Source organism: Chryseobacterium sp. VAUSW3, from assembly GCF_002205795.1.
Lineage (GTDB): Bacteria > Bacteroidota > Bacteroidia > Flavobacteriales > Weeksellaceae > Kaistella > Kaistella yananensis.
Map to the genome: position 1 here is coordinate 746,459 of NZ_NIUY01000001.1, position 22,214 is coordinate 768,672.

At 39.9% G+C, this 22,214-nt stretch carries 22 protein-coding genes; 11 read left to right on the top strand and 11 right to left on the bottom strand.

What is annotated here, in order from left to right; genetic code table 11:
- Positions 1-21: 21 nt before the first annotated feature.
- On the top strand, positions 22-720 hold the full coding sequence (prfH, locus tag CDW55_RS03350) for a peptide chain release factor H (RefSeq protein ID WP_088468296.1): 699 nt from the start codon (positions 22-24) through the stop codon (positions 718-720).
- Positions 707-1,216: a tetratricopeptide repeat protein gene (locus CDW55_RS03355; protein ID WP_088468297.1), complete on the top strand. Its 510-nt coding sequence runs from the start codon at positions 707-709 to the stop codon at positions 1,214-1,216. The genes prfH and CDW55_RS03355 overlap by 14 nt, the downstream gene beginning before the upstream one ends.
- 11 nt (positions 1,217-1,227) lie before the next feature.
- On the opposite strand, the gene CDW55_RS03360 is transcribed toward CDW55_RS03355, so the two are convergent.
- The 6 genes from CDW55_RS03360 to CDW55_RS03385 form a co-directional block, all read right to left on the bottom strand.
- Entirely contained in the window at positions 1,228-1,740 is a 513-nt protein-coding gene (locus tag CDW55_RS03360; RefSeq protein WP_088468298.1) for a hypothetical protein, read from the bottom strand.
- Between the two features lie 172 nt (positions 1,741-1,912).
- Complete coding sequence (gene sufD, locus CDW55_RS03365; RefSeq protein WP_088468299.1) at positions 1,913-3,220, bottom strand: Fe-S cluster assembly protein SufD; 1,308 nt, start codon at positions 3,218-3,220, stop codon at positions 1,913-1,915.
- Positions 3,221-3,277: 57 nt separating this feature from the next.
- Positions 3,278-3,676 (bottom strand): four helix bundle protein, encoded by a 399-nt coding sequence (locus tag CDW55_RS03370; RefSeq protein ID WP_088468300.1) that lies wholly within the window; start codon positions 3,674-3,676, stop codon positions 3,278-3,280.
- 30 nt (positions 3,677-3,706) lie between these two features.
- Positions 3,707-4,450 carry a Fe-S cluster assembly ATPase SufC gene (sufC, locus tag CDW55_RS03375; RefSeq protein ID WP_088468301.1) on the bottom strand — a complete coding sequence of 248 codons (744 nt, stop codon included), beginning with the start codon at positions 4,448-4,450 and terminating at the stop codon, positions 3,707-3,709.
- Between the two features lie 67 nt (positions 4,451-4,517).
- A complete protein-coding gene (sufB, locus tag CDW55_RS03380) occupies positions 4,518-5,966 on the bottom strand; it encodes a Fe-S cluster assembly protein SufB (protein ID WP_088468302.1) in 1,449 nt (482 codons plus the stop codon).
- 6 nt (positions 5,967-5,972) lie between these two features.
- The gene (locus CDW55_RS03385; protein ID WP_088359029.1) at positions 5,973-6,302 is read right to left on the bottom strand and encodes a HesB/IscA family protein; all 330 of its coding nucleotides are present in this window, start codon (positions 6,300-6,302) and stop codon (positions 5,973-5,975) included.
- A 149-nt stretch (positions 6,303-6,451) separates the two neighbouring features.
- On the opposite strand from CDW55_RS03385, the gene CDW55_RS03390 reads away from it, so the two are divergent.
- Positions 6,452-7,294 carry a GLPGLI family protein gene (locus CDW55_RS03390; protein WP_088468303.1) on the top strand — a complete coding sequence of 281 codons (843 nt, stop codon included), beginning with the start codon at positions 6,452-6,454 and terminating at the stop codon, positions 7,292-7,294.
- Between the two features lie 54 nt (positions 7,295-7,348).
- Here CDW55_RS03390 and CDW55_RS03395 read toward each other — a convergent pair whose 3' ends face one another.
- Complete coding sequence (locus CDW55_RS03395) at positions 7,349-8,113, bottom strand: murein L,D-transpeptidase catalytic domain family protein (RefSeq protein WP_088468304.1); 765 nt, start codon at positions 8,111-8,113, stop codon at positions 7,349-7,351.
- A gap of 146 nt (positions 8,114-8,259) precedes the next feature.
- Between CDW55_RS03395 and CDW55_RS03400 the strand changes: the two genes are divergently transcribed.
- The 3 genes from CDW55_RS03400 to CDW55_RS03410 all read left to right on the top strand — a co-directional run bounded on the left by CDW55_RS03400 (position 8,260) and on the right by CDW55_RS03410 (position 11,854).
- The gene (locus CDW55_RS03400; protein ID WP_088468305.1) at positions 8,260-8,631 is read left to right on the top strand and encodes a hypothetical protein; all 372 of its coding nucleotides are present in this window, start codon (positions 8,260-8,262) and stop codon (positions 8,629-8,631) included.
- 69 nt (positions 8,632-8,700) lie between these two features.
- Positions 8,701-11,373, top strand: coding sequence for a TonB-dependent receptor domain-containing protein (locus CDW55_RS03405; protein ID WP_088468306.1), 2,673 nt, complete (start codon positions 8,701-8,703; stop codon positions 11,371-11,373).
- Positions 11,374-11,395: 22 nt separating this feature from the next.
- Entirely contained in the window at positions 11,396-11,854 is a 459-nt protein-coding gene (locus tag CDW55_RS03410; RefSeq protein ID WP_088468307.1) for a hypothetical protein, read from the top strand.
- A gap of 51 nt (positions 11,855-11,905) precedes the next feature.
- On the opposite strand, the gene msrB is transcribed toward CDW55_RS03410, so the two are convergent.
- Positions 11,906-12,436: a peptide-methionine (R)-S-oxide reductase MsrB gene (gene msrB / locus CDW55_RS03415; protein WP_088468308.1), complete on the bottom strand. Its 531-nt coding sequence runs from the start codon at positions 12,434-12,436 to the stop codon at positions 11,906-11,908.
- A 74-nt stretch (positions 12,437-12,510) separates the two neighbouring features.
- Here msrB and CDW55_RS03420 point away from each other — a divergent pair, with 74 nt between their 5' ends.
- Positions 12,511-13,755, top strand: a complete 1,245-nt coding sequence (locus tag CDW55_RS03420) for a DUF445 domain-containing protein (protein ID WP_088468309.1) — start codon at positions 12,511-12,513, stop codon at positions 13,753-13,755.
- A 22-nt stretch (positions 13,756-13,777) separates the two neighbouring features.
- Here CDW55_RS03420 and CDW55_RS03425 read toward each other — a convergent pair whose 3' ends face one another.
- The gene (locus CDW55_RS03425; protein ID WP_088468310.1) at positions 13,778-14,788 is read right to left on the bottom strand and encodes a quinone-dependent dihydroorotate dehydrogenase; all 1,011 of its coding nucleotides are present in this window, start codon (positions 14,786-14,788) and stop codon (positions 13,778-13,780) included.
- Between the two features lie 216 nt (positions 14,789-15,004).
- Between CDW55_RS03425 and CDW55_RS03430 the strand changes: the two genes are divergently transcribed.
- The 3 genes from CDW55_RS03430 (at position 15,005) to CDW55_RS03440 (ending at position 19,061) form a co-directional block, all read left to right on the top strand.
- A complete protein-coding gene (locus tag CDW55_RS03430; RefSeq protein WP_088468311.1) occupies positions 15,005-16,546 on the top strand; it encodes a glycine--tRNA ligase in 1,542 nt (513 codons plus the stop codon).
- Between the two features lie 94 nt (positions 16,547-16,640).
- Positions 16,641-17,771 (top strand): serine hydrolase domain-containing protein, encoded by a 1,131-nt coding sequence (locus CDW55_RS03435; protein ID WP_410492765.1) that lies wholly within the window; start codon positions 16,641-16,643, stop codon positions 17,769-17,771.
- 69 nt (positions 17,772-17,840) lie between these two features.
- The gene (locus CDW55_RS03440) at positions 17,841-19,061 is read left to right on the top strand and encodes an aminotransferase class V-fold PLP-dependent enzyme (RefSeq protein ID WP_088468313.1); all 1,221 of its coding nucleotides are present in this window, start codon (positions 17,841-17,843) and stop codon (positions 19,059-19,061) included.
- Positions 19,062-19,064: 3 nt separating this feature from the next.
- Here the strand turns inward: CDW55_RS03440 and bcp are convergent, their stop codons facing one another.
- The gene (gene bcp, locus CDW55_RS03445) at positions 19,065-19,514 is read right to left on the bottom strand and encodes a thioredoxin-dependent thiol peroxidase (protein WP_088468314.1); all 450 of its coding nucleotides are present in this window, start codon (positions 19,512-19,514) and stop codon (positions 19,065-19,067) included.
- Between the two features lie 32 nt (positions 19,515-19,546).
- Here bcp and nth point away from each other — a divergent pair, with 32 nt between their 5' ends.
- A complete protein-coding gene (nth, locus tag CDW55_RS03450) occupies positions 19,547-20,167 on the top strand; it encodes an endonuclease III (protein ID WP_088468315.1) in 621 nt (206 codons plus the stop codon).
- A 215-nt stretch (positions 20,168-20,382) separates the two neighbouring features.
- Here nth and CDW55_RS03455 read toward each other — a convergent pair whose 3' ends face one another.
- Entirely contained in the window at positions 20,383-22,176 is a 1,794-nt protein-coding gene (locus tag CDW55_RS03455; protein WP_088468316.1) for a DUF885 domain-containing protein, read from the bottom strand.
- Positions 22,177-22,214: the final 38 nt, after the last annotated feature.

The window sequence follows — 22,214 nt, forward strand, 5'->3', positions numbered from 1 at the left end:
ACAGTTAATAAATTAAAAACAATGGACAAAATAATACAAATAACCTCGGGAAGAGGACCTTTGGAATGTCAGTGGGTAGTTGCCAAAGTTCTGAAGGTCTTTCTTGAGGAAGCAAAAAATAATAAAATCGATTACGAGATCATTCACCGTGAAAATGGCGATGAAAACCTGACGTTGAAATCCGCAACCTTACTTTTAAAAGGAAAAGAAGTGAACGGGTTTTTGGAAACCTGGATCGGAAGCATTCTTTGGGTTGGCAAAAGCACTTTCAGAAAACTACATAAACGAAGCAATTGGTTTATCGGAATTTTTGAACTCGAAGGTTTGGAGAAAACTGAATTTAGTGAAAAACAAATTCAGTTTCAAACCGCGAGAAGCCAGGGAAGTGGCGGACAAAACGTGAATAAAGTGGAAACTGCAGTTCGGGCAACGGATCTGAAAACCGGACAAAGCGTTTTCGTGCAGGATTCCCGTTCACAATTGGAGAATAAGAAGCTTTCTGTTATCCGATTGAAAGAAAAAGTAATGGCACTTCATATTCAGCAGTTGGAAAGGAGAGTGCAGGAAACGTGGAACAATCATTTAAATGTTCAGAGAGGAAATCCGATTCGGACATTTTCCGGAACCGATTTTAAAAAGAATCATCAGGACAGATCTTTCAAAAAAGATAGAAATCGCCTGAAAAACGAATTAAAAAATTACAGAAATGAACTTAACTAAAAACAAATATTACTTCGAAGCGTTGGATAATTATCCGTACAGCTTGCCGGATTGCCTGGAAGCCTTGAATTATGCGCTTTCCTACGACCCGGAAGACGCGGATTCGCTTTGTCTGATGGGAAGAATCTACAGCGAAATGCTTCTGGATTATGAAAAAGCAAAACTCTATTTTGAAGAAGCGATGCAATGCGATGTGACCAATTTAAATACTCCAAAATATTACATTAAATGTCTTCTAGATAATGAAGATTTTCAGGAAGCAGAAAAACTCATTAATTATTCTTTAAAAATAAAAGGAATTGATAAGTACTCGATCTTGTATTACAGAGCCTTACTTTCCGAGATGAGAGGAAGTTTCACAAATGCATTACATTTTTTGAAAGAAACGGAAAAATATTGCTTCAATTCACAAAGTTTGGAATCAGTGAAAGAGCGAAAGAAATTCATAAAATCAAAAATGCCGAAGAAATCTAAAAAAGTGAAGGAGACGAAATAAGTCTCCTTTTTTTATTGAGTGACTGAGGAAATTAACTCTTCAATCTCCAGTTTTTCTTGTACATATTTTTGCTGCAATTCCGAATGCTCTCCCATTCTTCTGTAATATTCCAACGCTTTTTCACCAAAGAATTTCTTGTGAAAATCCGACACTTCAGGAACTTGCGGGAAAATTTTATGAAAAAGCATTTCGTAATACGCCTGAAACTCGCGCTCATTCTTATCCTCGACCAATGTTTGGGGATCTTTCTGCCGGACGTGCAGCATTTCGTGAGCCAGCATGTTAACTACTAAGTTCAAGTCGAAATCGAAGAGGTTTCTAGGAATCATCACCATCTGCATTCCGCCGATTTCGCCTTCTGCCGTTAGAAGCATTTTGTTGGGTTCCAGTTCGGGCCGGAAACCGAAACCTGCAAAGTTTTCATGTTCCAAACCGAAGCTGCTGATGACGAAATTGGCCGCATCGATAATCTGGTCGTGCTGTTTGTAAGCTTTAAGATGATCCGTAATATTTTCTAAATTCATTTGATTACTGGTTTTGTTTGGAAACCGACTCTGCGGCCGTGATCGCAGCGGTTACCCCACAAGGATGCGGCGGAACGAAGTGGAGCCGCCGACTGAGGAGTATGAGCGGAGAGCGCGAATTGTCCGCCCTAAAAATAATAAAAAAAACGTGTCAGAAACACGTTTTAATTTTTTAGAATTCGATATCCACTTCTAGCTTCTCGGCGAGCAGTTTCGAAATTTTCACCTTAAGCGGCTCAATATCAATATTCTGCATCGCATCATTTGCAAAAGCATATAACAGTAAAGCCTGGGCTTCTTTTTTCGAAATTCCGCGGGCACGCAGGTAGAAAAGCGCATCTTCATTGAGCTGACCAACGGTACAGCCGTGCGAACACTTCACATCATCAGCAAAAATTTCAAGCTGCGGTTTGGTATCAATCATGGCACCTTCGTTGAGCAAAATATTGTTGTTCTGCTGATAGGCATTGGTTTTCTGTGCAATTTTATCTACAAACACCTTCCCGTTGAAAACACCATGAGATTTATCTTTGTAAATTCCTTTGTAATTCTGGTAACTCTCGCAGTTCGGTTTTTTGTGGTGAACGGCGGTGTGATGATCTACCGTCTGCTCGCCTCCGATAATCGTAATTCCGTTCATGAAAGAGTTGATGTTCTCGCCGTTATGAATGAAATCGAGGTTGTTTCTTACGAGTTTTCCACCAAAAGTGAAAGTGTTCACCGTGGTTAAACTGTCGCGTTCCTGCTTTGCAAAAGTGTGATCAATCAGATACGAAGTATCGCTGTCGTTCTGCACTTTATGCCAGTCTGCTTTTGCGTTCTGGTACGCGAAAATTTCGGTCACCGAATTGGTAAAAACAAAAGTGTCGTCAAAATTATGATGACTTTCGATGACCTCCACCTTTGAGCCTTCTTCGGCAATCAGTAAATTACGGGTATTATAAACGGTGTTTTCGTCCTGATTCTGAGAAATATAGAAGACATGAATCGGTTTTTCAATCACCATATTTTTCGGAACTTTCAGGAAAAATCCCTGTTTGCAGTAAGCCAGATTCAGATTAGGAAAAGCTAACTCTTTGGAAGCAATTGTATTGAAATATTTCTCGAAAACTTCTTTGTGTTTTGCGTCATTCAAAGCAAAATTAAAGGAAAGAAATTCCACATTTTCAATGGAAATTTTTGAAAGTTCTTTGTGCAGTTGCCCGTTAATAAAGACAATCCAGTCGAAGTTTTCTTCACCTAAATGAAGCTGATCGATCTGCTCTTTGGTAATGGTGTGCGCTTCTTTTGGGAAAAGGTTATAGTTTTTCTCGGAAATTTCGCGCAAGTTGGTGTATTTGTATTCCTCGTCTTTTTTAGTGGGGATGCCCAGTTCAAAGAATTTATGTAAAGCCGATTTCCTCTGGTCATCCAGAAAACGGTGTTTCAGGGTTTCTAAAAAAGCGGCGTGGTTATTCTGTATATTTTCTAAAAGTGCCATATTAATTGGAGATTTGAGATTTGGAATTTGAAATTACGGATTGCTCTTTCTCAAATCTTATTCATTTTTTCGGTTAAATTTATTCCCCCTGAAATCGGAGTTCTTGAGATAGTTTATGAATCCTGAAAGCATTTTCGAAATTGCCTGTGTTTCATCTTTAAGGAGATTGAAGGTTTCTTCGTTCAGGTAGGCCCGGTCGTATGCACGAATAAGCTGAGAGCGGACTTCACCAGCTGAACCTTTGGACATCGACAGGAAATTTGAAAATTCTTTATTGCCTTCCCGCTCAAAACCTTCTGCAATATTATCCATTATTGATGCAGAGGCTCGGTCGATCTGAAACTTGTCGTGCTGAAAAAACTTAGGGTTTTTTAGACAATGCCGGTCAATCATTTGACATAAGACACGGGCTTTTTGCCAAATATCTAAATCCTCAAAATTGCTGATTGTCCCCATAATGTCAAATTTCAGACTTCAAATTTCTAATCAATTAAGTAGCCAGTCGTAGCCTTTTTCTTCCAGTTCAAGCGCCAGATTCTTATCACCGGTTTTAATGATTTTTCCATCAGCTAAAACGTGCACAAAATCGGGCTGAATATAATCTAAAAGTCTTTGGTAGTGAGTAATCACCAAAACTGCATTACCTTCATTTCTGAATGAATTTACGCCATCGGCAACAATTCTTAGCGCATCAATATCCAAACCGGAATCGGTCTCGTCCAGAATAGCTAATTTCGGATTTAGCATCATCATCTGGAAAATTTCGTTCCTTTTCTTTTCGCCTCCTGAAAAACCTTCATTTAAAGATCTTGAAAGAAAATCTCTCTTGATTCCCAATTTTTCTGAGTTCTCGCGAATCATTGCCAACATTTCCTTTGCCGGCATATCTTCCAAACCTTTTGCTTTTCTGGTTTCATTAAGAGCAGCTTTAATAAAGTTCGTCACAGAAACTCCCGGAATTTCTACAGGATACTGAAATGACATGAAAATACCCTTGTGTGCGCGGTCTTCAGGAGCATCTTCAATAATATTTTCACCTTCAAAAAGAATTTCTCCGGCGGTAACTTCGTAATCTTCTTTCCCGGAAATAACCGATGAAAGGGTAGATTTTCCGGCGCCGTTTGGTCCCATAATGGCGTGAACTTCGCCCGGGTTGATCTGTAAATTGATTCCTTTTAAAATTTCTACGCCGTCTTCTATTTTAGCGTGTAAGTTATTGATATTTAGCATAATGTACTTCTGTTTTGTATTTTGTTCAAATGTAACAATCGGTTCTGAATCTTACTTTAAACTGTTTTTATCCAACTGATCCTTCCAGGGAAATTTCAAGCAATTTCTGAGCTTCGATTGCAAATTCCATAGGAAGTTTGTTTAAAACCTCTTTCCCGAAACCGTTAACAATCAATGCAATAGCTTTTTCGGTATTTATTCCTCTCTGGTTGCAGTAGAAAATCTGGTCTTCGCCGATCTTTGAAGTGGTAGCTTCGTGTTCTAACTGTGCCGTGGGATCTTTGATTTCGATATATGGGAAAGTATGTGCACCACATTCGTTACCCATCAAAAGCGAATCGCACTGTGAAAAGTTTCTTGCTCCTTTCGCTGAAGGCATCACTTTTACTAATCCCCGGTAAGAGTTATTGGATTTTCCTGCGGAAATACCTTTCGAAATAATGGTGGAACACGTGTTTTTACCGATGTGAATCATCTTGGTTCCGGTATCGGCATACTGATGATTATTCGTCACGGCAATGGAATAAAACTCGCCAATAGAATTGTCGCCTTTCAGAATACAGCTCGGATATTTCCACGTAACGGCAGAACCGGTTTCTACCTGCGTCCACGAAATTTTTGCATTTCTTTCGCAAATTCCTCTTTTCGTTACGAAATTGAAAACACCGCCTTTTCCTTCTGCATCACCTGGGAACCAGTTTTGGACGGTAGAATATTTAATTTCCGCATCATCCATCGCAATAAGTTCTACAACTGCCGCATGGAGTTGGTTTTCGTCTCTTGCCGGTGCGGTGCAGCCTTCGAGATAAGAAACATAACTTCCTTCATCAGCAATCACCAAAGTTCTTTCGAATTGCCCGCTTCCAGACTGGTTGATTCTGAAGTAGGTAGAAAGTTCCATCGGACACTTCACACCTTTAGGGATATAACAGAAACTTCCGTCGGAAAATACGGCAGAATTTAACGCGGCATAGAAGTTATCGCCTCGCGGAACAACTTTACCGATGTATTTCTTTACAAGATCAGGATAATTCTGGATGGCTTCCGAAATCGGGCAGAAAATAATTCCTTTTTCCATCAAAGTATCCTGAAAGGTCGTTTTCACCGACACGGAATCCATCACGATATCTACCGCCACACCGGAAAGTCTTTTCTGCTCTTCGATGTTGATTCCTAATTTTTCGAATGTTTTTAAAAGTTCCGGATCTACTTCATCTAAACTTGCCAATTCCGGTTTTTTCTTAGGCGCAGCGTAATATTTTATTGCCTGAAAATCTGGTTTTTCATATTGTACATTGGCCCAGTTTGGCTCCTCCATTTTCAGCCAGATTCTGTAAGATTCCAGCCTCCATTCCGTCATCCATTCCGGCTCATTTTTCTTTGCCGAAATCATTCTTACCACTTCTTCGTTCAGACCGGTAGGAAAATCTTCATACTCAATATCTGTTTCGAAGCCGAATTCGTATTTTTGGTTTTCAAGATCAACCCTTAAGTCGTCTTCTGTATATTTTGACATAATTTTTTATAAACTAAAAGATTCACCGCATCCGCAAGTTCTGTTTGCATTGGGATTATTAAAAATAAAACCTTTCCCATTCAAACCTCCCGAATATTCCAGCGTTGTGCCTGCAAGATACAGGATCGATTTCTTATCGATGATAATTTTAATCCCGTTATCCTCGAAAACCTGATCTGCATCAGTTTTTTCGTTATCGAACTTCAAAACATATTCAAGACCCGAACAGCCACCGCTTTTAACGCCGACTCTTATATAATCTTCAAAAGGCTTAAAACCGTCTTCAGTCATCAACTGAATAGCTTTTTCTTTCGCATGATCGCTAACTTTTATCATTGTTTTTATTTAGACTGATTTTAGATTGCAAAATTACTAATAATATAATGAATATCAAATTTGTGGCGGTATATTTGTCTATCCGACTTATAGAAGAAAGAATTTAACTTTCCGGAACGATCCGGATCAAAAAACCAAACAGCTATTCAATGAAAAAAATCGGTCTTATTATTCTGGGATTATGTTCCCAATTGAGTTTTGCGCAGGCGAACCGTTTCATCTATCAGGTAACAATGAAACCCGACTCTACCAACAGAAACGATATCAAAACTGAACTCGCCTATCTTGACGCTACGCCCGAAAAATCGATATTCTACGGAGAAAAAAGGCTTCAGCGCGATTCTCTATTTACAAAAGTGAGACAAACAGGAAGTTTCAATTTCGACCGGAGCCAAATGCAGAATCTCCGTTCGAACATCGACTTTACAGTGAATAAAGATTTTAAAACAAACACCAAAACTTTTACGTCCCGAATTGCCAGAGACCAGTATGCTTATGAAGAAGACCGGCCAATGGAATGGAAAATTCTACCGGAAACTGCAAAAATTGGAGATTACAAAACCCAGAAAGCTGAAACTCAGTTTGCCGGAAGATCATGGTTCGCATGGTTTACCACCGATATTCCTTTTCAGGATGGGCCGTATAAATTTTCCGGACTTCCAGGGCTTATCGTAAAAGTTGAGGATTCCAAAGGCGACTATTCTTTCGACCTGAAAGAGACTAAAAAAATCGCAGCAATTCAGGCTTTTAGCCAATCGGGAAATCCTGTTAAAGTAAAAAGAAAAGACTTTGTAAAACAGGAAACTCTTTTCCGCAAAGATCCGGCATCTTTCATGCAGGCATCAATGGGTTCGGCAAGAGGAGGATCCGGAATCACTGCTCCCCAGAGCAGAGGTTCAATGAGAACTCCCGACCCAAACCAGCGCAGGCAGATGGAAACAAGAATGGCTGAAGAGCTGAAGAAAAACAACAACCCGATCGAATTAAAATAAAAGAAAATCCCGGTTCACATCGAACCGGGATTTTCATATCAACTATTGAAAAAACTAAATGTTTTCGGGATTTTTCAGCCATTCCGTTTTTGAAAGATACCTTTCATCGGGATAATAAATAAAGAGGCAGTTCTGGCCTTTTATCGTATTGATGATCGGTTCTGCCAGCGCTCTTGGCACCGCCGGACAACCCCAGCTTCTGCCAATTCTGTTCTGGCTTTTAATGAAATTTTCACTTACATAATCGGCACCGTGCATCACGATGGCTCGTTGCAAAGCGGCGTCATTATAGCCCGGATCCTGCCCCAGAAGTTTCAGTGAATAACCGTTGCTGCCATTATATGTATTTTCGGTAATATAAAATCCAAGGCTGCTCTGGTAAGAACTTTCGGTATTGGAAAACTTCGCTGCAAATTCTTCTCCCGTATTTTTTCCGTGAGCAACCAGCGAATTAAAAAGTACTTTTTTCTCTTCAAGATCAATAACCCAAAGTCTTTTCTGGGTAGAGGAAAGCGAAAAATCGCAGACCGTAAGCAAATGGGAATCTTCTGGAAGTTTGCCGGCTTTTTTCAGATTATTGAATCCTAAATAAGCTTTTGAAAAAACATCAGGATTTAAGGCGTTTATTCCTTCAAAACTGAGGGAGGAAAAAATTTCTTCGCCCGTTATTTTTATTGAATTGGCCATATTTCCGGCTGATAAAATTTTGGCGTGAGCTTTAAGTGAAGTTTTGGTGTCTGAAACTGTCGCTACATCCCTTTTATAGAAAGAGGTTGCGACAATAAATACCAAAAACAGTGTTAAAAGAACTTTCTTCATAAAACATTATGTTAAATTGATTTTAAGACCGCAAAACTACAAATAATTAAATATCAAGTGGTTGAATCAATTTTTTTTAACTGTTTTTTATGAAACTTTAACTGATTTGGCTGCATTCGGATTTATTTTATTAATTTTGCAGACGCATGGCGAAATCATTAAAAATATTTTTAATTATTCTAGGGTTAGGAATTTTTATTCTACCCAAACAAACCGTGTTTGCGCAGAAGGTTGAAAATTGTTGTGAGCAGAAATCTAAAAAAGACGAATGCTGCAACACAGAAAAAACCAAACCCTGCCACGAAAGCAATCCGAAAAAAGGTTCTGAGAAAAATGGTTGCGGAAATGACTGTGCCAATTGCCACTCATGCTCGGTAAATATTGCGCTGAACTATATTTCTCCCGAATCATACACCTCGCAGAAGCAACTGTTCATTAAAAAGATCAGTTATAATTACGAAATTTCTTTTTTTTCCTCAAGTATTCAAAACATTTGGCAACCGCCAAAACTTTGTTAATTTATTGACCGTCAGCCAGAAGAATGTTCTTTTGGCAACACTTATTTTAAATTAACAAATTCAAATAAAATGAAAATTTTACTGAAAAGTCTTCTGATTTTTTCACTCTTATTCAATAATTTCCTTTTTGCACAAACAATTACCAAAGCCACCTTTAAGGTAAAGGGCGAATGCGGCATGTGTAAGGACCGAATAGAAACCACCGCAAAAAAAACAGGTGCAACATCTGCCAACTGGAGCGCAGAATCCCAACAACTTACTGTAGAATATGATGCAGCGAGAGTAAATCCCGAAGAATTACTTAAAAAAATCGCCGAAGCCGGTCACGATAACGAAAAATTCAAAGCGCCGGACAGCGTTTACGAAAATCTTCCGGGCTGCTGTCATTACGAAAGAGAGCCTTCTTTTTTAACTGTAACGACTGCAGAAAGTACAAAACCAGTAAAATCGGACAATCAGTTTTTCGTGAGAGGAAATTGTGTTTCGTGTAAAACAAGAATCGAAAAAGCTGCAAAAACTGCCGGCGCCGATGCGGCAGATTGGAATCCTGAAACCCAAACCGTAACGCTGGATTTTAATCCCGCAAAAACTTCAGCTGATGCAATTTTGAAAATGATTGCCGATGTGGGTCATGATAATGAAAAATATACCGCGAGCGATTCCGTTTATAAAAACCTTCCCGACTGTTGTCTTTACGACCGCACATTGCCTTTGGGCGTAAAGAGTGATTTGGTTCACATGGAAGAAAGCCCAGCTCCAAAAAAAGATTTCACCCAACATGCAGATCATGTTGACAAAAGCATTGAAGAGGTGAAACTCATAAAAATGGGCGAAGCTACAGCGCTCAGCAAAAAGGAAACCGGCCTTACCTTCAATATCAGTTCTAAAGAATTATTGAAAGCCGCTTGCTGTAATCTTTCCGAAAGTTTCGAAACCAACGCAACTGTTGATGTCGCATTCAGCAACGCCGTTACCGGAACTAAACAACTGAAAATGTTGGGACTGGACCAAAAATATACTTCATTAACAAAAGAACTTTTGCCTTCCATCCGCGGTTTGGCGTCTCCTTACGGAATGAATTTAATTCCCGGCAGATGGATTGGCGGAATTCAGCTTACGAAAGGCGGCAGCACTGTGACTAACGGATATGAAAGCATCACCGGACAGATTAATACCGAGCTTTTAAAAATGCAGGAAGAACCCGAAACTGCCATCAATTTTTTCGGAGACATCAATGGGAGATTTGAATCCAATATTACCTCAACTACCCAAATTAAGGACCACTGGAACCAGTCGGTGCTGCTTCATGGGAACGCTACATTAGCCAAAATGGATACCAACGATGATGGTTTCCTGGATCAACCAACAGGGAACCAGATCAATGCCGCGTATTTATTGGATTACAATGATCTGGAAAATTCTGGTTTGGGTTCACATTTCGGAATAAGTTTCGTTAAAGATGAAAGATTCGGCGGTCAGACAGATTTCGATAAAAATACAGACCGTTCACAGCAAAGCTTTTATGGAGTAGGAATTGATATTTCTAAATTCGACATTTGGAATAAAACCGGCTATGTCTTTAAGGGTAAACCTTACCAAAGTATCGGCTGGATGAACCAGTTTACGTATCATCAGCAGGACAGTTTTTTCGGCCAAAGAAATTATCTCGGTAACCAGAAAACCTTTTATTCAAACTTAATTTTCGAAAGTATTTTCGGGAATACCAATCATAAATACAAAACCGGAGCGAGTTTTCTGTATGATGATTTCGATGAAAATTATCTGACGCAGAATTTTAAAAGAACTGAAACCGTTCCCGGACTCTTCTTCGAATATACGCTGACCGGTCTTAAATACACCTTGGTTGCAGGCGCCAGAACCGATTTTCACAACCTGGCCGGAACCCAGTTTACGCCAAGACTTAACTTTAAATACGACATTTCTCCGAAGACAATCTTGAGACTTTCTGCCGGAAAAGGCTTCAGAACGGCCAATATTTTTGCTGAAAATCAGCAGTATTTCGCTTCAAACCGCCAGATTGAAATATTAGGAAACGGCGGAAACATTTATGACTTGAAGCCAGAGATTGCCTGGAATTATGGGGCAAGCCTTCAGCAGGAATTTAAATTGTTCAACAGAAAAGCGACCTTGGTGGCTGATTTTTTCCGAACCGATTTCCAAGATCAGGTTCTGGCGGATCTGGATACTTCTCCGAACAAAATTGTATTCTATAATCTTGATGGAAATTCTTACGCCAACAGTTTCCAGACACAACTTGATTTCGTACCGGCAAAAAATCTTGAACTGCGTTTGGCTTACAAATATTATGATGTTCAGGCAGATTTTTTAGGCGGAAAAAGAGAGATACCGTTTATGGCGAAAAACAGAGGATTCTTTAATGCCTCGTATGCTACTGATAAAAATGATAAAGGCAGCTTCTGGAGTTTTGATACGACCCTACAGCTTGTCGGCAAACAAAAACTCCCCAATTTAAATGCAAACCCTGCAGAATTCAGACTTCCTGAATATTCCGCCTCGTTCGCCACTTTGAATGCACAGGTTTCGAGAAACTTCAATAAAAATATTCGTGTATATTTGGGTGGAGAAAACCTAACCGGTTACACCCAGGATCAGCCGATTATTGATGCTAAGAATCCTTTCGGCAATTATTTCGACGGCGGAATGGTGTATGCGCCAATTATGCCCGCAAATGTGTATCTTGGTCTGGATGTTTCGTTTTAGTTAAAAACTTAAATTAATCCTTATGAAAAAAATATCAATCGTACTTTTTGCAGCCGCAGCTTTTACGGTTTCGTGCAAAAATACCAAAACAACGGAATCTCAAGCAAAAGATGGTTCAGAAACAGCAACCAGTGCTGCAGCTACTGGCGAAAATCCCCAGAGTACAGCAACAGCAACTACTACAGCAGATCCCAACAGACCAGCGTTGAATCCCGCTCATGGCGAACCATATCACCGATGCGATATTCAGGTAGGTGCACCACTTGACAGCCCAGCTCCGGTTCAGGCTCCCGCCCCACAGGTTATTCCTCAACAGGCGCCGGTAAGTAATAATTTCAATACCAATCCTATTGCACCTTCAGCGGCACCGGCACCATCGGTGTCTTCAACTTCATCATTAGGACCGAAACCAGCGCTGAATCCACCACATGGCGAGCCGCACCACCGTTGCGACCTGCAGGTAGGCACGCCTTTGACTTAAAAATTTAATTATTAAAATAGAAATTGCGGAATCATAAATTCCGCAATTTTTTTATTTTTTCTCTGAATCTCCTACAAATTCTAAACTTACAGAATTCATACAATATCTCGTTCCGGTTGGCGGCGGCCCGTCATTAAAAACATGGCCCAAATGCGAATCGCAGCGTTTGCAAACCACTTCTATTCTTTCCATCCCATGAGAGGAGTCCCGTTTGTAAGCGGTACCTTCTTTATCGGCTTCAAAAAAGCTTGGCCACCCACAGGTAGAAGAAAATTTAGCATCTGAACGGAAGAGATGGTTACCACAAACCGCGCAGTAATAGTCGCCCAACTCATCAAATTCGTTATATTTTCCGGTGAAGGGTCTTTCAGTATCGGCTTCGCGGGCGATAGCGTACAAATCCGGCGAAAGGATTTTTCTCCATTCAGAATTGGGAACATTCAGTTTCGTACGGTCGGTACGGGAATAATATGGATTGTTTTTTGTAGCAGAATTTTCCATTACTTCTTTATTTTGAGGTTGTTTTACCTGAGAACACATTTGCAGGGAAATGAGCATCAGCATCGAAATTATAATTTTCATTTTTTAAAAACTCATTTTTAAATTATTTAGTATTCAAAACGAATTTAGACTTCAAAATTAGTAAATTTGAAACAATGAACGACGAAGAAAAAAAAATACAGCTCCGAAAATACAAGACATTTGCCACCGGACTTTTTGTTTTGATGGCGGTAATTTTTGTGGTGATGACGATTCTCGAAAAGAAAAATCCGGCTCACTGGATCGGCTACATCCGCGCTTTTTCCGAAGCAGCAATGGTTGGGGCTTTGGCCGACTGGTTCGCCGTTACCGCACTTTTTAATTATCCTTTAGGCCTTAAAATTCCTCACACGAATTTAATTGAAAACAGCAAGGAACGTATTGGGGATAATCTTGGGAATTTCGTGGTTTCTAACTTTCTTTCTCCCCAAAATATCCGGCCGTATATTCAGAAGCTCAAAATTTCTCACTTTGCCGGCGAATGGCTTTCGAAGCAGCGCAACCAGGAAAATCTGGTGAAGGAACTTTCGAATATCGTTCTGGATATCCTTCATAAACTCGACGATACAGCGGTGGTGAAATTTATCGGACATAAAGCCAGAGAAATGTCGGATGACCTGAAAATCAATCAAATCGTAGGAACCGGAATCGAATACGTTCTTAATAAGCAGGATCACCAGAAAATCATCACCAACCTCGCCAAACAGATTAAAGATTATGTGATCGCCAATCGGGATATTGTACAAGAGCGCGTTCAGAAAGAAAGTTATTTCCTCATTCCAAAATTTGTGGACAACAGCATCGCTGAAAAAATTACCAACGGACTATCCACTTTTTTCGAAGAGGTTGAAAACGATCACAGCCATTCTTTAAGGACAGAAATCACGCAGAAACTCTATACTTTTTCACACGAAATTCACTCTGAAGAAAAATGGGAAGATGAATTCCGCTCGATAAAAAATGATTTCATGAACGAAGAAAAACTACAACAATACTCGAAAGACATCTGGAATTCCATTAAAAAATCACTGTCAAAAGAACTGGAAGAAGAAAATTCGGCCCTTAAAAATTATATCAAAAAAAACCTGACGGAACTTTCTCAGAATTTAAAAGATGATGAAAATTTCCAGAATAAAATCGATCACTGGGTACGCGTCACCGCATATAAATACATTCTGAAAAACACGCACCAGGCAGCCAATCTCATCAGTTCAACGGTTGGAAACTGGCAAGGCCGTGACCTGAGCAGAAAACTGGAAGTGGAAGTGGGGAAAGACCTGCAGTTTATCCGCGTGAACGGCACTTTAGTCGGTGGTTTGGTGGGGCTGATTATTTATACCGTTACGAATTTTTTCTTATAATCGGTGAGCGTTTTAACCGCTTTCAAACAGCTTTTTGCAGGAGTTTCTTGTTGATATCATGAATCAATCCTGGTCCTTCATAAATAAATCCGGTGTAGAGTTGAATTAAACTTGCCCCGGCTTCCAGTTTTTCGAGCGCATCTTCCGCAGAATGAATTCCGCCAACACCGATTATGGGGAAAGCTTTTCCGCTATTTTCGGAAAGAAAACGGATGACTTCCGTGGAACGTTTTGTCAAAGGTTTACCCGAAAGCCCACCGGTTTCTTTTTGATTTTCTGAAATCAGATGTTCTCTTGAAAGCGTAGTGTTTGTGGCAATAACGCCTGCGATTTTCGTGTCTTTTACAATGTCGATGATATCCAAAAGTTGTTCGTCTGTAAGATCAGGAGCGATTTTCAGTAGAATCGGTTTTTGTTTTTCTTTTTTGGAATTGAGTTCCTGAAGTTGACTTAAAAGTTTCGTTAAAGGTTCTTTTTCCTGTAAAGCACGGAGATTTGGTGTATTAGGCGAACTCACATTTACCACGTAATAATCAACGTAAGGGAAAAGTTTTTCGAAACAGATGATATAATCGTTCACCGCTTCTTCGTTCGGCGTCACCTTATTTTTACCGATGTTTCCGCCAATCAGTACGTTTTTATTTTTCTTTAATCTTTCTACCGCCGCGTCTAATCCGCCATTATTGAAACCCATGCGGTTGATGATGGCAGAATCTTCTTTTAGGCGGAACAATCTTTTTTTAGGATTTCCATCCTGCGGTTTTGGGGTTAAAGTTCCGATTTCAATAAAACCAAATCCAAGATCTGACAGTTCGCTGAACATTTTCGCATCTTTATCAAAACCTGCAGCCAACCCAACCGGATTTTTAAATTTGAGACCGAAAACTTCACGTTCTAATCTTTTGTCTTCAATGGGTTTCGAAAAAAACAATTTGGTGAGAAATCCGAAATTTTTAAGAAGATTAAATGTGAAATAATGTACTTCTTCAGGATCGAATTTAAAAAGAATAGGGCGGATAATGCTTTTGTACATGGGAGAAAAGTTTAGCAAATTTAAGGATTTATAACTAAACTTTTTAAAGAAAACTGCACGAACCTAGTTCTGATCGCAACGGCATCCTTTTGCGACACGAAGTAGAGCAAAAGATAGAGCGGAACCTAACGAAGTGGTTCGGCGAAGCCAAAGCAGGTTCCCGGCTCCTGAAAATTAGAATAAAATTCCCTATTTTTGCACAAATACTTAAAAACGATGGCTAAACAGGAAGATGTTTTCAAAAAACTGATTTCACATGCGAAAGAATATGGTTTTATTTTTCCTTCGAGTGAGATCTACGACGGACTTTCAGCGATTTACGATTACGGACAGAACGGTGCGGAACTGAAAAACAACATCAAACAATATTGGTGGAAAGCAATGGTGCAGATGAATGAAAATATTGTGGGAATTGATTCTGCAATTTTCATGCATCCCACAATCTGGAAAGCTTCCGGGCACGTTGACGCCTTCAATGATCCTTTGATCGACAATAAAGACTCGAAAAAACGTTTCAGAGCCGATGTTTTGCTGGAAGACTACTGTGCGAAACTGGAAGAAAAAGCACAGAAAGAAATCGACAAAGCAGCCAAAAGATTCGGTGACGCTTTCGATAAAGATGAATTTGAAACGACCAATCCAAGAGTTTTAGAATATCGCGAAAAACAGAAAACCATTCTTTCCAGAATGGCAAAATCTCTTGATAGTAATGATCTTGCCGATGTAAAAGCTTTGATCGAGGAACTCGAAATTGCCGATCCTGACACCGGTTCAAAAAATTGGACCGATGTTCGTCAGTTCAATCTGATGTTTGGGACAAAACTGGGTGCTTCCGCAGATTCAGCAACCGATTTATACCTGAGACCTGAAACTGCACAGGGGATTTTTGTGAACTTCTTAAATGTTCAGAAAACTTCGCGTCATAAATTACCTTTCGGAATTGCCCAGATCGGGAAAGCCTTCAGAAACGAGATTGTTGCCAGACAGTTTATTTTCAGAATGCGTGAATTCGAACAGATGGAAATGCAGTTTTTCGTTCCACCGGGTACCGAACTTGGTTTCTACGAAGAATGGAAACAGAAACGGCTGAACTGGCATTTGGCTTTAGGTTTAGGTGCCGAAAATTATAAATTCCACGATCACGAAAAACTAGCTCACTATGCGAATGCAGCTGCAGATATTGAATTTAAATTCCCGTTTGGATTTAAAGAGCTGGAAGGGATTCACTCCAGAACCGATTTCGATTTAAAAGCCCACGAAAAATTCTCAGGCAGAAAACTGCAGTATTTCGATTCGGAAAGAAACGAGAATTACATTCCTTATGTGGTAGAAACTTCGGTTGGTTTAGACCGATTATTTTTAGCGATTTTCTCCAATTCACTGAAAGAGGAAGTTCTGGAAGACGGTTCGGAAAGAACAGTGCTTTCGCTTCCGCCAGCTTTGGCTCCGGTAAAAGCTGCGATTTTGCCTTTAATGAAAAAAGACGGGCTCGGCGAATATGGTGAGAAAATCTTCAACGATCTGAAATACGATTTCAACGTTATTTATGAAGACAAAGACAGTATCGGAAAACGTTACAGACGGCAGGATGCGATCGGTACGCCGTTCTGTATTACCGTAGATCATGATTCTTTGGTGGTTAATACGGTCACTTTAAGAGACCGCGACACGATGAAACAAGAACGTGTTCCGGTGGCAGATTTACGCAGAATTATCGACGAGAAAACGAATTTCAGAAATTTACTTTCTAAGATTTAAGTTTAAAAAACATATTAAATTGAAGTTCCGGATGTGCTCCGGAACTTTTTTGTTATTTAATCTTAAATTTGTAATTAAAGTTTAAATAATGTTTTTGAAAATTATAAAAGGAATCCTGGTGTTTTTCGCTTTGCTGATCGCACTTACCTATTCATTTGGCTACGACTATCTTTTCAACGCAATCCGCCAGACTTATCTTCGCGGAGAATCGGGTGCTACAATTCACGACGGGAAATATTTTCCGTCACATACCATCGCAAAGGGAAATACGTCGTTCTGGGAAAAAGATTCACTTTACAATAAAAAGCCTTTATCTAAAGCTTTAGTGGAAGATCTTAAAAATACTGAAACCACATCTTTTTTAATCATTAAAGACGGAAAACTTCTTCACGAAGAATATTGGGATGGCTACTCCGCAAATTCCAAAACCAATTCTTTTTCCATGGCGAAAGCCGTAACGGTTTTGCTGCTTGGCAAAGCCCTTGAAGAAAAAAAAATCAGCAGTTTACACCAGCGTTATTCAGATTTTTATGAAAACTATAAAAATGTAGAATTCGGGAAAGATTTAACGGTCGGTGATATTGCAAAAATGGAGGCGGGGCTGAACTGGACTGAAAATTTTAGCAATCCTTTCCTCCAGAACGCAAAAGCCTATTACGGAAAATCTCTGGAAGAAGCTGTGCTGTTGCGGGGCTTTAAAAAACAGCCGGGAACGGAATTCGAATACCAAAGCGGCGCAACGCAGCTTCTCGGTTTTGCTCTGAGAAAATCCCTGAACCAACCTCTCGCCCAGTACGCCTCTGAAAAACTTTGGAAGCCTTTGGGAATGGAAGAAAACGCAGATTGGAGCACCGATGAATTCGGGATGGAAAAAACTTTTTGCTGCATTCACTCCACTTCGCGGGATTTTGCAAAACTCGGACAGCTGTTCCTGAACGATGGAAAAACAGGCAATCACCAGATCATCAGTTCGCAATTTTTAAATGAGATGAAAAGACCGACAAAACTCTCGAAAAATGCTTACGGAATGGGACTTTGGATTAATAACGACACCACCATAAATCATTATTATTTCTGGGGACTTTACGGGCAATACATCATCATCGTTCCGGAAAAAAGCATGGTCATCGTAAGAACAGGAATGTATAAAGACCAACCAAAAGACGCCAAAGGAAGACCCGAACAGGCAGCATTCTTAGTAAATCAAGTGGCCACTCATTATTAACACAATCAATCAGAATACATAGTTTTCAAATATAAATTCCGTAAATTTGAAGCATTCTAAATAAGTAAAATGTTCGATTTACAAAATATTCGCAGCCAGTTTCCTGTCCTTTCCCAACAAGTTAACGGAAAACCCTTGGTTTATCTCGACAATGCTGCCACTTCGCAGAAACCGTTATCGGTACTGAATTCTTGGGAAAAATATTACCAGGAGATCAATGCGAATGTTCATCGCGGAATTCACACTTTAAGTCAATTGGCTACCGAGGAAATGGAGCTTTCCAGGAGAAAAGTCCAAAAATTCATCAATGCAAAAAAAGATTTCGAAGTCATATTCACCAAAGGAACGACGGAAGGAATCAACCTCATCGCGTACGCGGTAACCAATTTAATTAAAGAAAACGACGAAATCATCATTTCTTATTTGGAGCACCACTCGAATATCGTTCCATGGCAGATGCTTTGCGAAAGAACCGGCGCAAAACTAAAAGTAATTCCGATGGATGAAAACGGAATTCTGCAACTCGATTTTTTAGATGAAAACCTCAGCGAAAGAACAAAAATTGTCTCTGTAAATCAGGTTTCCAACGCGTTGGGAATTGTAAATCCCATTGAAGAGATTATTGCAAAAACACGCGCAAATTCTGACGCTATTATTGTAATCGACGGAGCTCAATCTGCGCCACATTTCGATATAGATGTTCAGAAAATGGATTGCGATTTTTTCGTTTTTTCGGGGCATAAAATGTACGCCCCGATGGGGACCGGCATTTTGTACGGAAAAGAAGAAATTCTGAGGAAAATTCAACCTTTCCACGGTGGTGGCGAGATGATCGCAACTTGCTCTTTCGAGAAAACCACTTATGCAGATTTGCCTTTCAAATTTGAAGCCGGCACACCAAACGTAGGCGGAAATATTGCGTTGGGAGCGGCCGTAGATTTCATTGAAAATATTGGCCATGAACAACTTCAGAACCATGAAAATGCCTTGCTCGAGTACGCTCAGACGAAGCTTCTGGAAATTGAAGGTTTAAAAATTTATGGCGAAAAGGCCCACAGAACCGGCGTGGTTTCTTTCAATCTGGAAGGAATTGGCATTTCTTCGGATGTTGGAATGATTCTGGACAAGTTGGGAATTGCTGTGAGAACCGGCCATCATTGTACGCAACCGATTATGAATTTCTTCAATATCGCAGGAACAGTGCGTGCGAGTTTTGCGGTTTACAACACATTTGAAGAGATTGATATTCTTTTTGAAGGGGTGAAAAAAGCGCAAAAAATGTTGGGTTAAATCTTAGTTTTCCAAGATTTGTTTTGCCGCTTCTTTTGTTTTTACTTTTTCAATGACGCGAACGCATATTCCGTTTTCATCGAAAATAAAAGTGGTACGAACAATTCCCATGAATTCTCTACCCATGAATTTTTTGAGTTGCCAAACGCCAAATTTTTCGATGACATCCCGGTTTTCATCGGCAAGTAGCGGATATTGGAAGTCAAATTTTTCATGAAATTTTTTCTGATTTTTCACAGGATCTGCCGAAACGCCTAATAATTGAAAACCCTCTTTTTTCAGTTTTGAGAAATGATTATTTAGATCGCAGGCTTCCGCTGTACAGCCTGGCGTATTGGCTTTTGGATAAAAGAAAATCACAAGTTTTTTTCCTAATAAATCTTGGGAATTTACGGTTTCACCATCTTGATTTACACTTACAAATTCGGGCAACTGATCACCAACTTTCAACATAATGTTTAATTTTGCTCAAATTTAAAGCTAAAATGACAAAAAAGCAAAGAGCCGAAACCGTGATGATGGAACTCGAAAAATTATATCCGGAAGTTCCAATTCCTTTGGATCATAGTGATCCTTATACGCTTTTGGTCGCGGTAGCTCTTTCAGCCCAAACGACTGATAAAAAGGTGAACCAAATTACCCCAAAATTATTTGAAGTTGCCGGAGACCCCTTTAGAATGAAGGATTTAGAAGTTGACGAGATTAAATATTTAATTAAAGAAATAGGACTGGCAAATAACAAGGCGAAAAACCTAAAAAAAATGGCAGAACTCCTGGTAGAAAGACATAACGGAGAAGTTCCGAAAACTTTTGAGGAACTGGAAGCGCTTCCTGGAGTTGGCCACAAAACTGCGTCGGTGGTGATGAGCCAAGCTTTCGGCATACCTGCTTTTCCGGTCGACACGCATATTCATCGATTAATGGTTCAATGGCAACTAACTTCCGGAAAAAACGTTGTAGAAACAGAAAAAGACGCGAAAAAACTCTTCCCGAAAGAAAGCTGGAACAAACTTCATCTGCAAATTATTTTCTACGGCCGAGAATACTCTCCCGCAAGAGGAAATAAAGAAAAAGATTTTTTAACGAGAATGCTTTTTGAAAAATAAATATTGAGCTTATTTTAAAAGTGCTTCAACTTTGCTCACTAGCTCATAAATTTCGAAAGTTTTGGTAAGAAAATTATCTACGCCAATGATTTCTTTTTCCGCATCGTATCGTCTCGACACATTCCTATAGTAATGGGCAAATAATTAATCATAAATGATAACCTAAATTATTTTACTTAAATAGGATCGTTTATTAGAAAATGTTTTAATATTAATTATTGTTTTTTTGCCCAGAGTTTCATTTTTCGGTCCAGAACATCCAGTGGCAAACAGCCCTGATTGAGCACTTCATCATGAAATTTCGCTAAGCTGAATTTACTGCCAAGTTCCTCCTGATACTGATCGCGAAGTTCGCGGATCTTGAGTGCGCCGATTTTATAGCTCAGCGCCTGTCCCGGCATTGCCATATATCGCTCTATTTCGGCAGTTGCCGCAGCTTCATCATACGAAATATTGCTCAGGAAATATTTGATGGCTTCTTCCCGGTTCATGGTTCCGGTGTGCAGTCCGGTATCTACCACAAGCCGCACTGCGCGAAGCATTTCATCGCTCAGTGAACCCATTTTCTGGTAAGGATCTGTATAAAGCCCAAATTCTTTCCCAAGCGACTCACAATACAGCGCCCAGCCTTCACCATAAGCACCAAACCAGCCAAAACGCATGAATTTCGGCAGCGCAGTGTTTTCCTGCTGCAGCGAAATCTGGTAATGGTGACCCGGAATTGCTTCGTGCAGGAAAAGGGATTCCATTCCTGAAGTCACATTAAACTTCGCCGGATCAGGAATGGGAATATAAAAAATCCCTGGCCTTTTTCCGTCCGGAGTTCCCACCACGTATTCTGCACTTGCACTCGCTTCCCGAAATTTTTCGGTTTGCCGGATTTCGAAAGCAGTTTTTGGCGTCACGGTAAACATGGTTTTCAGTTTCGTTGTAATTTTCTTCAAAATCGCGTTGAATCCGTCTAAAACTTCCTGACTTGTTTTATAAGGAAAAGCCTTCGGGTCAGTTTTTACATGAGCGATAAATTCATCCACACTGCCGCTGAACTTTACCTGCTGTTTTACTTTTTCCATCTCAGCGCGGATACCTGCCACCTGCTCTAATCCTATTTTATTGATTTCTTCAGGTGTTTTCCCGGTAGTCGTCCAGCTTTTTACATAGTACGAATAAATTTCTTTTCCTTTTGGCAACGCGTTGATTCCGTCTGAATTTCTGGCTTTAGGCAAATACTCTTTTTCCAGATAATCTCCCATTTTCGTGTAGGCCGGAATGATTTTCTTTGATATCAACTCCTTAAATAACGCGGTAAATTTTTCTTTCTGAGCATCGGTAAAGTTTTTCGGGAAATTTTTAACCGGACCGTAAAAGATATTTTTTTCGAAATCGGGCGTTACAATTTCCTCGGCACGCATCTGCGGAATCATTTTTACGACCAGTTTCTTTGGCAGCACATAATTATTGGCCGTTCCTTCGCGGAAGTTTTCGATCGCGGTATCCATCCAAACCGGAAATTTTTCGGCTCTCTTCAGCCAGTCTTCGTATTCTTTTTCAGTTTTAAAAGGCTGGCTTCCCTGCCCGCTGCCCAGTAAAGGAAAATCCAGCGGAAGTCCGGAAAACTGGCTGAAAGGAATATATTCCGGGTGATAAGCATAGCGCTCGATTTTATCTTTCAGCGTATAATCCAGCACATCATAAGTCGTTTTATCTTCGTCGCTTAAGGCTTCATAATCCACCTTTTTCATCTGGTTCTGTACGGTATTGTAAAACGATATTTCACCCGAAATAAAATCTTTATCGATATTCACCGGCAACTGGTCATTGTACCTTAAGTCTCCCTGCGCGGTGGCTTCTAGCGGATAAAGCTTCAGATATTGCTCATAATAATTGGCGGCAATAGAATCTATTTCCAGCGGAGTTTCTTTGGTTAGCGGAGAATCCGATTTCTTGCAGGAAGCTAAACCTGCCGACAGACCGATAATGAAAAGTACGCGGCGAAAAATTTTGTTCATTTCTAATCTTTTAAGAATTGCTAAATTATAGTATTTTG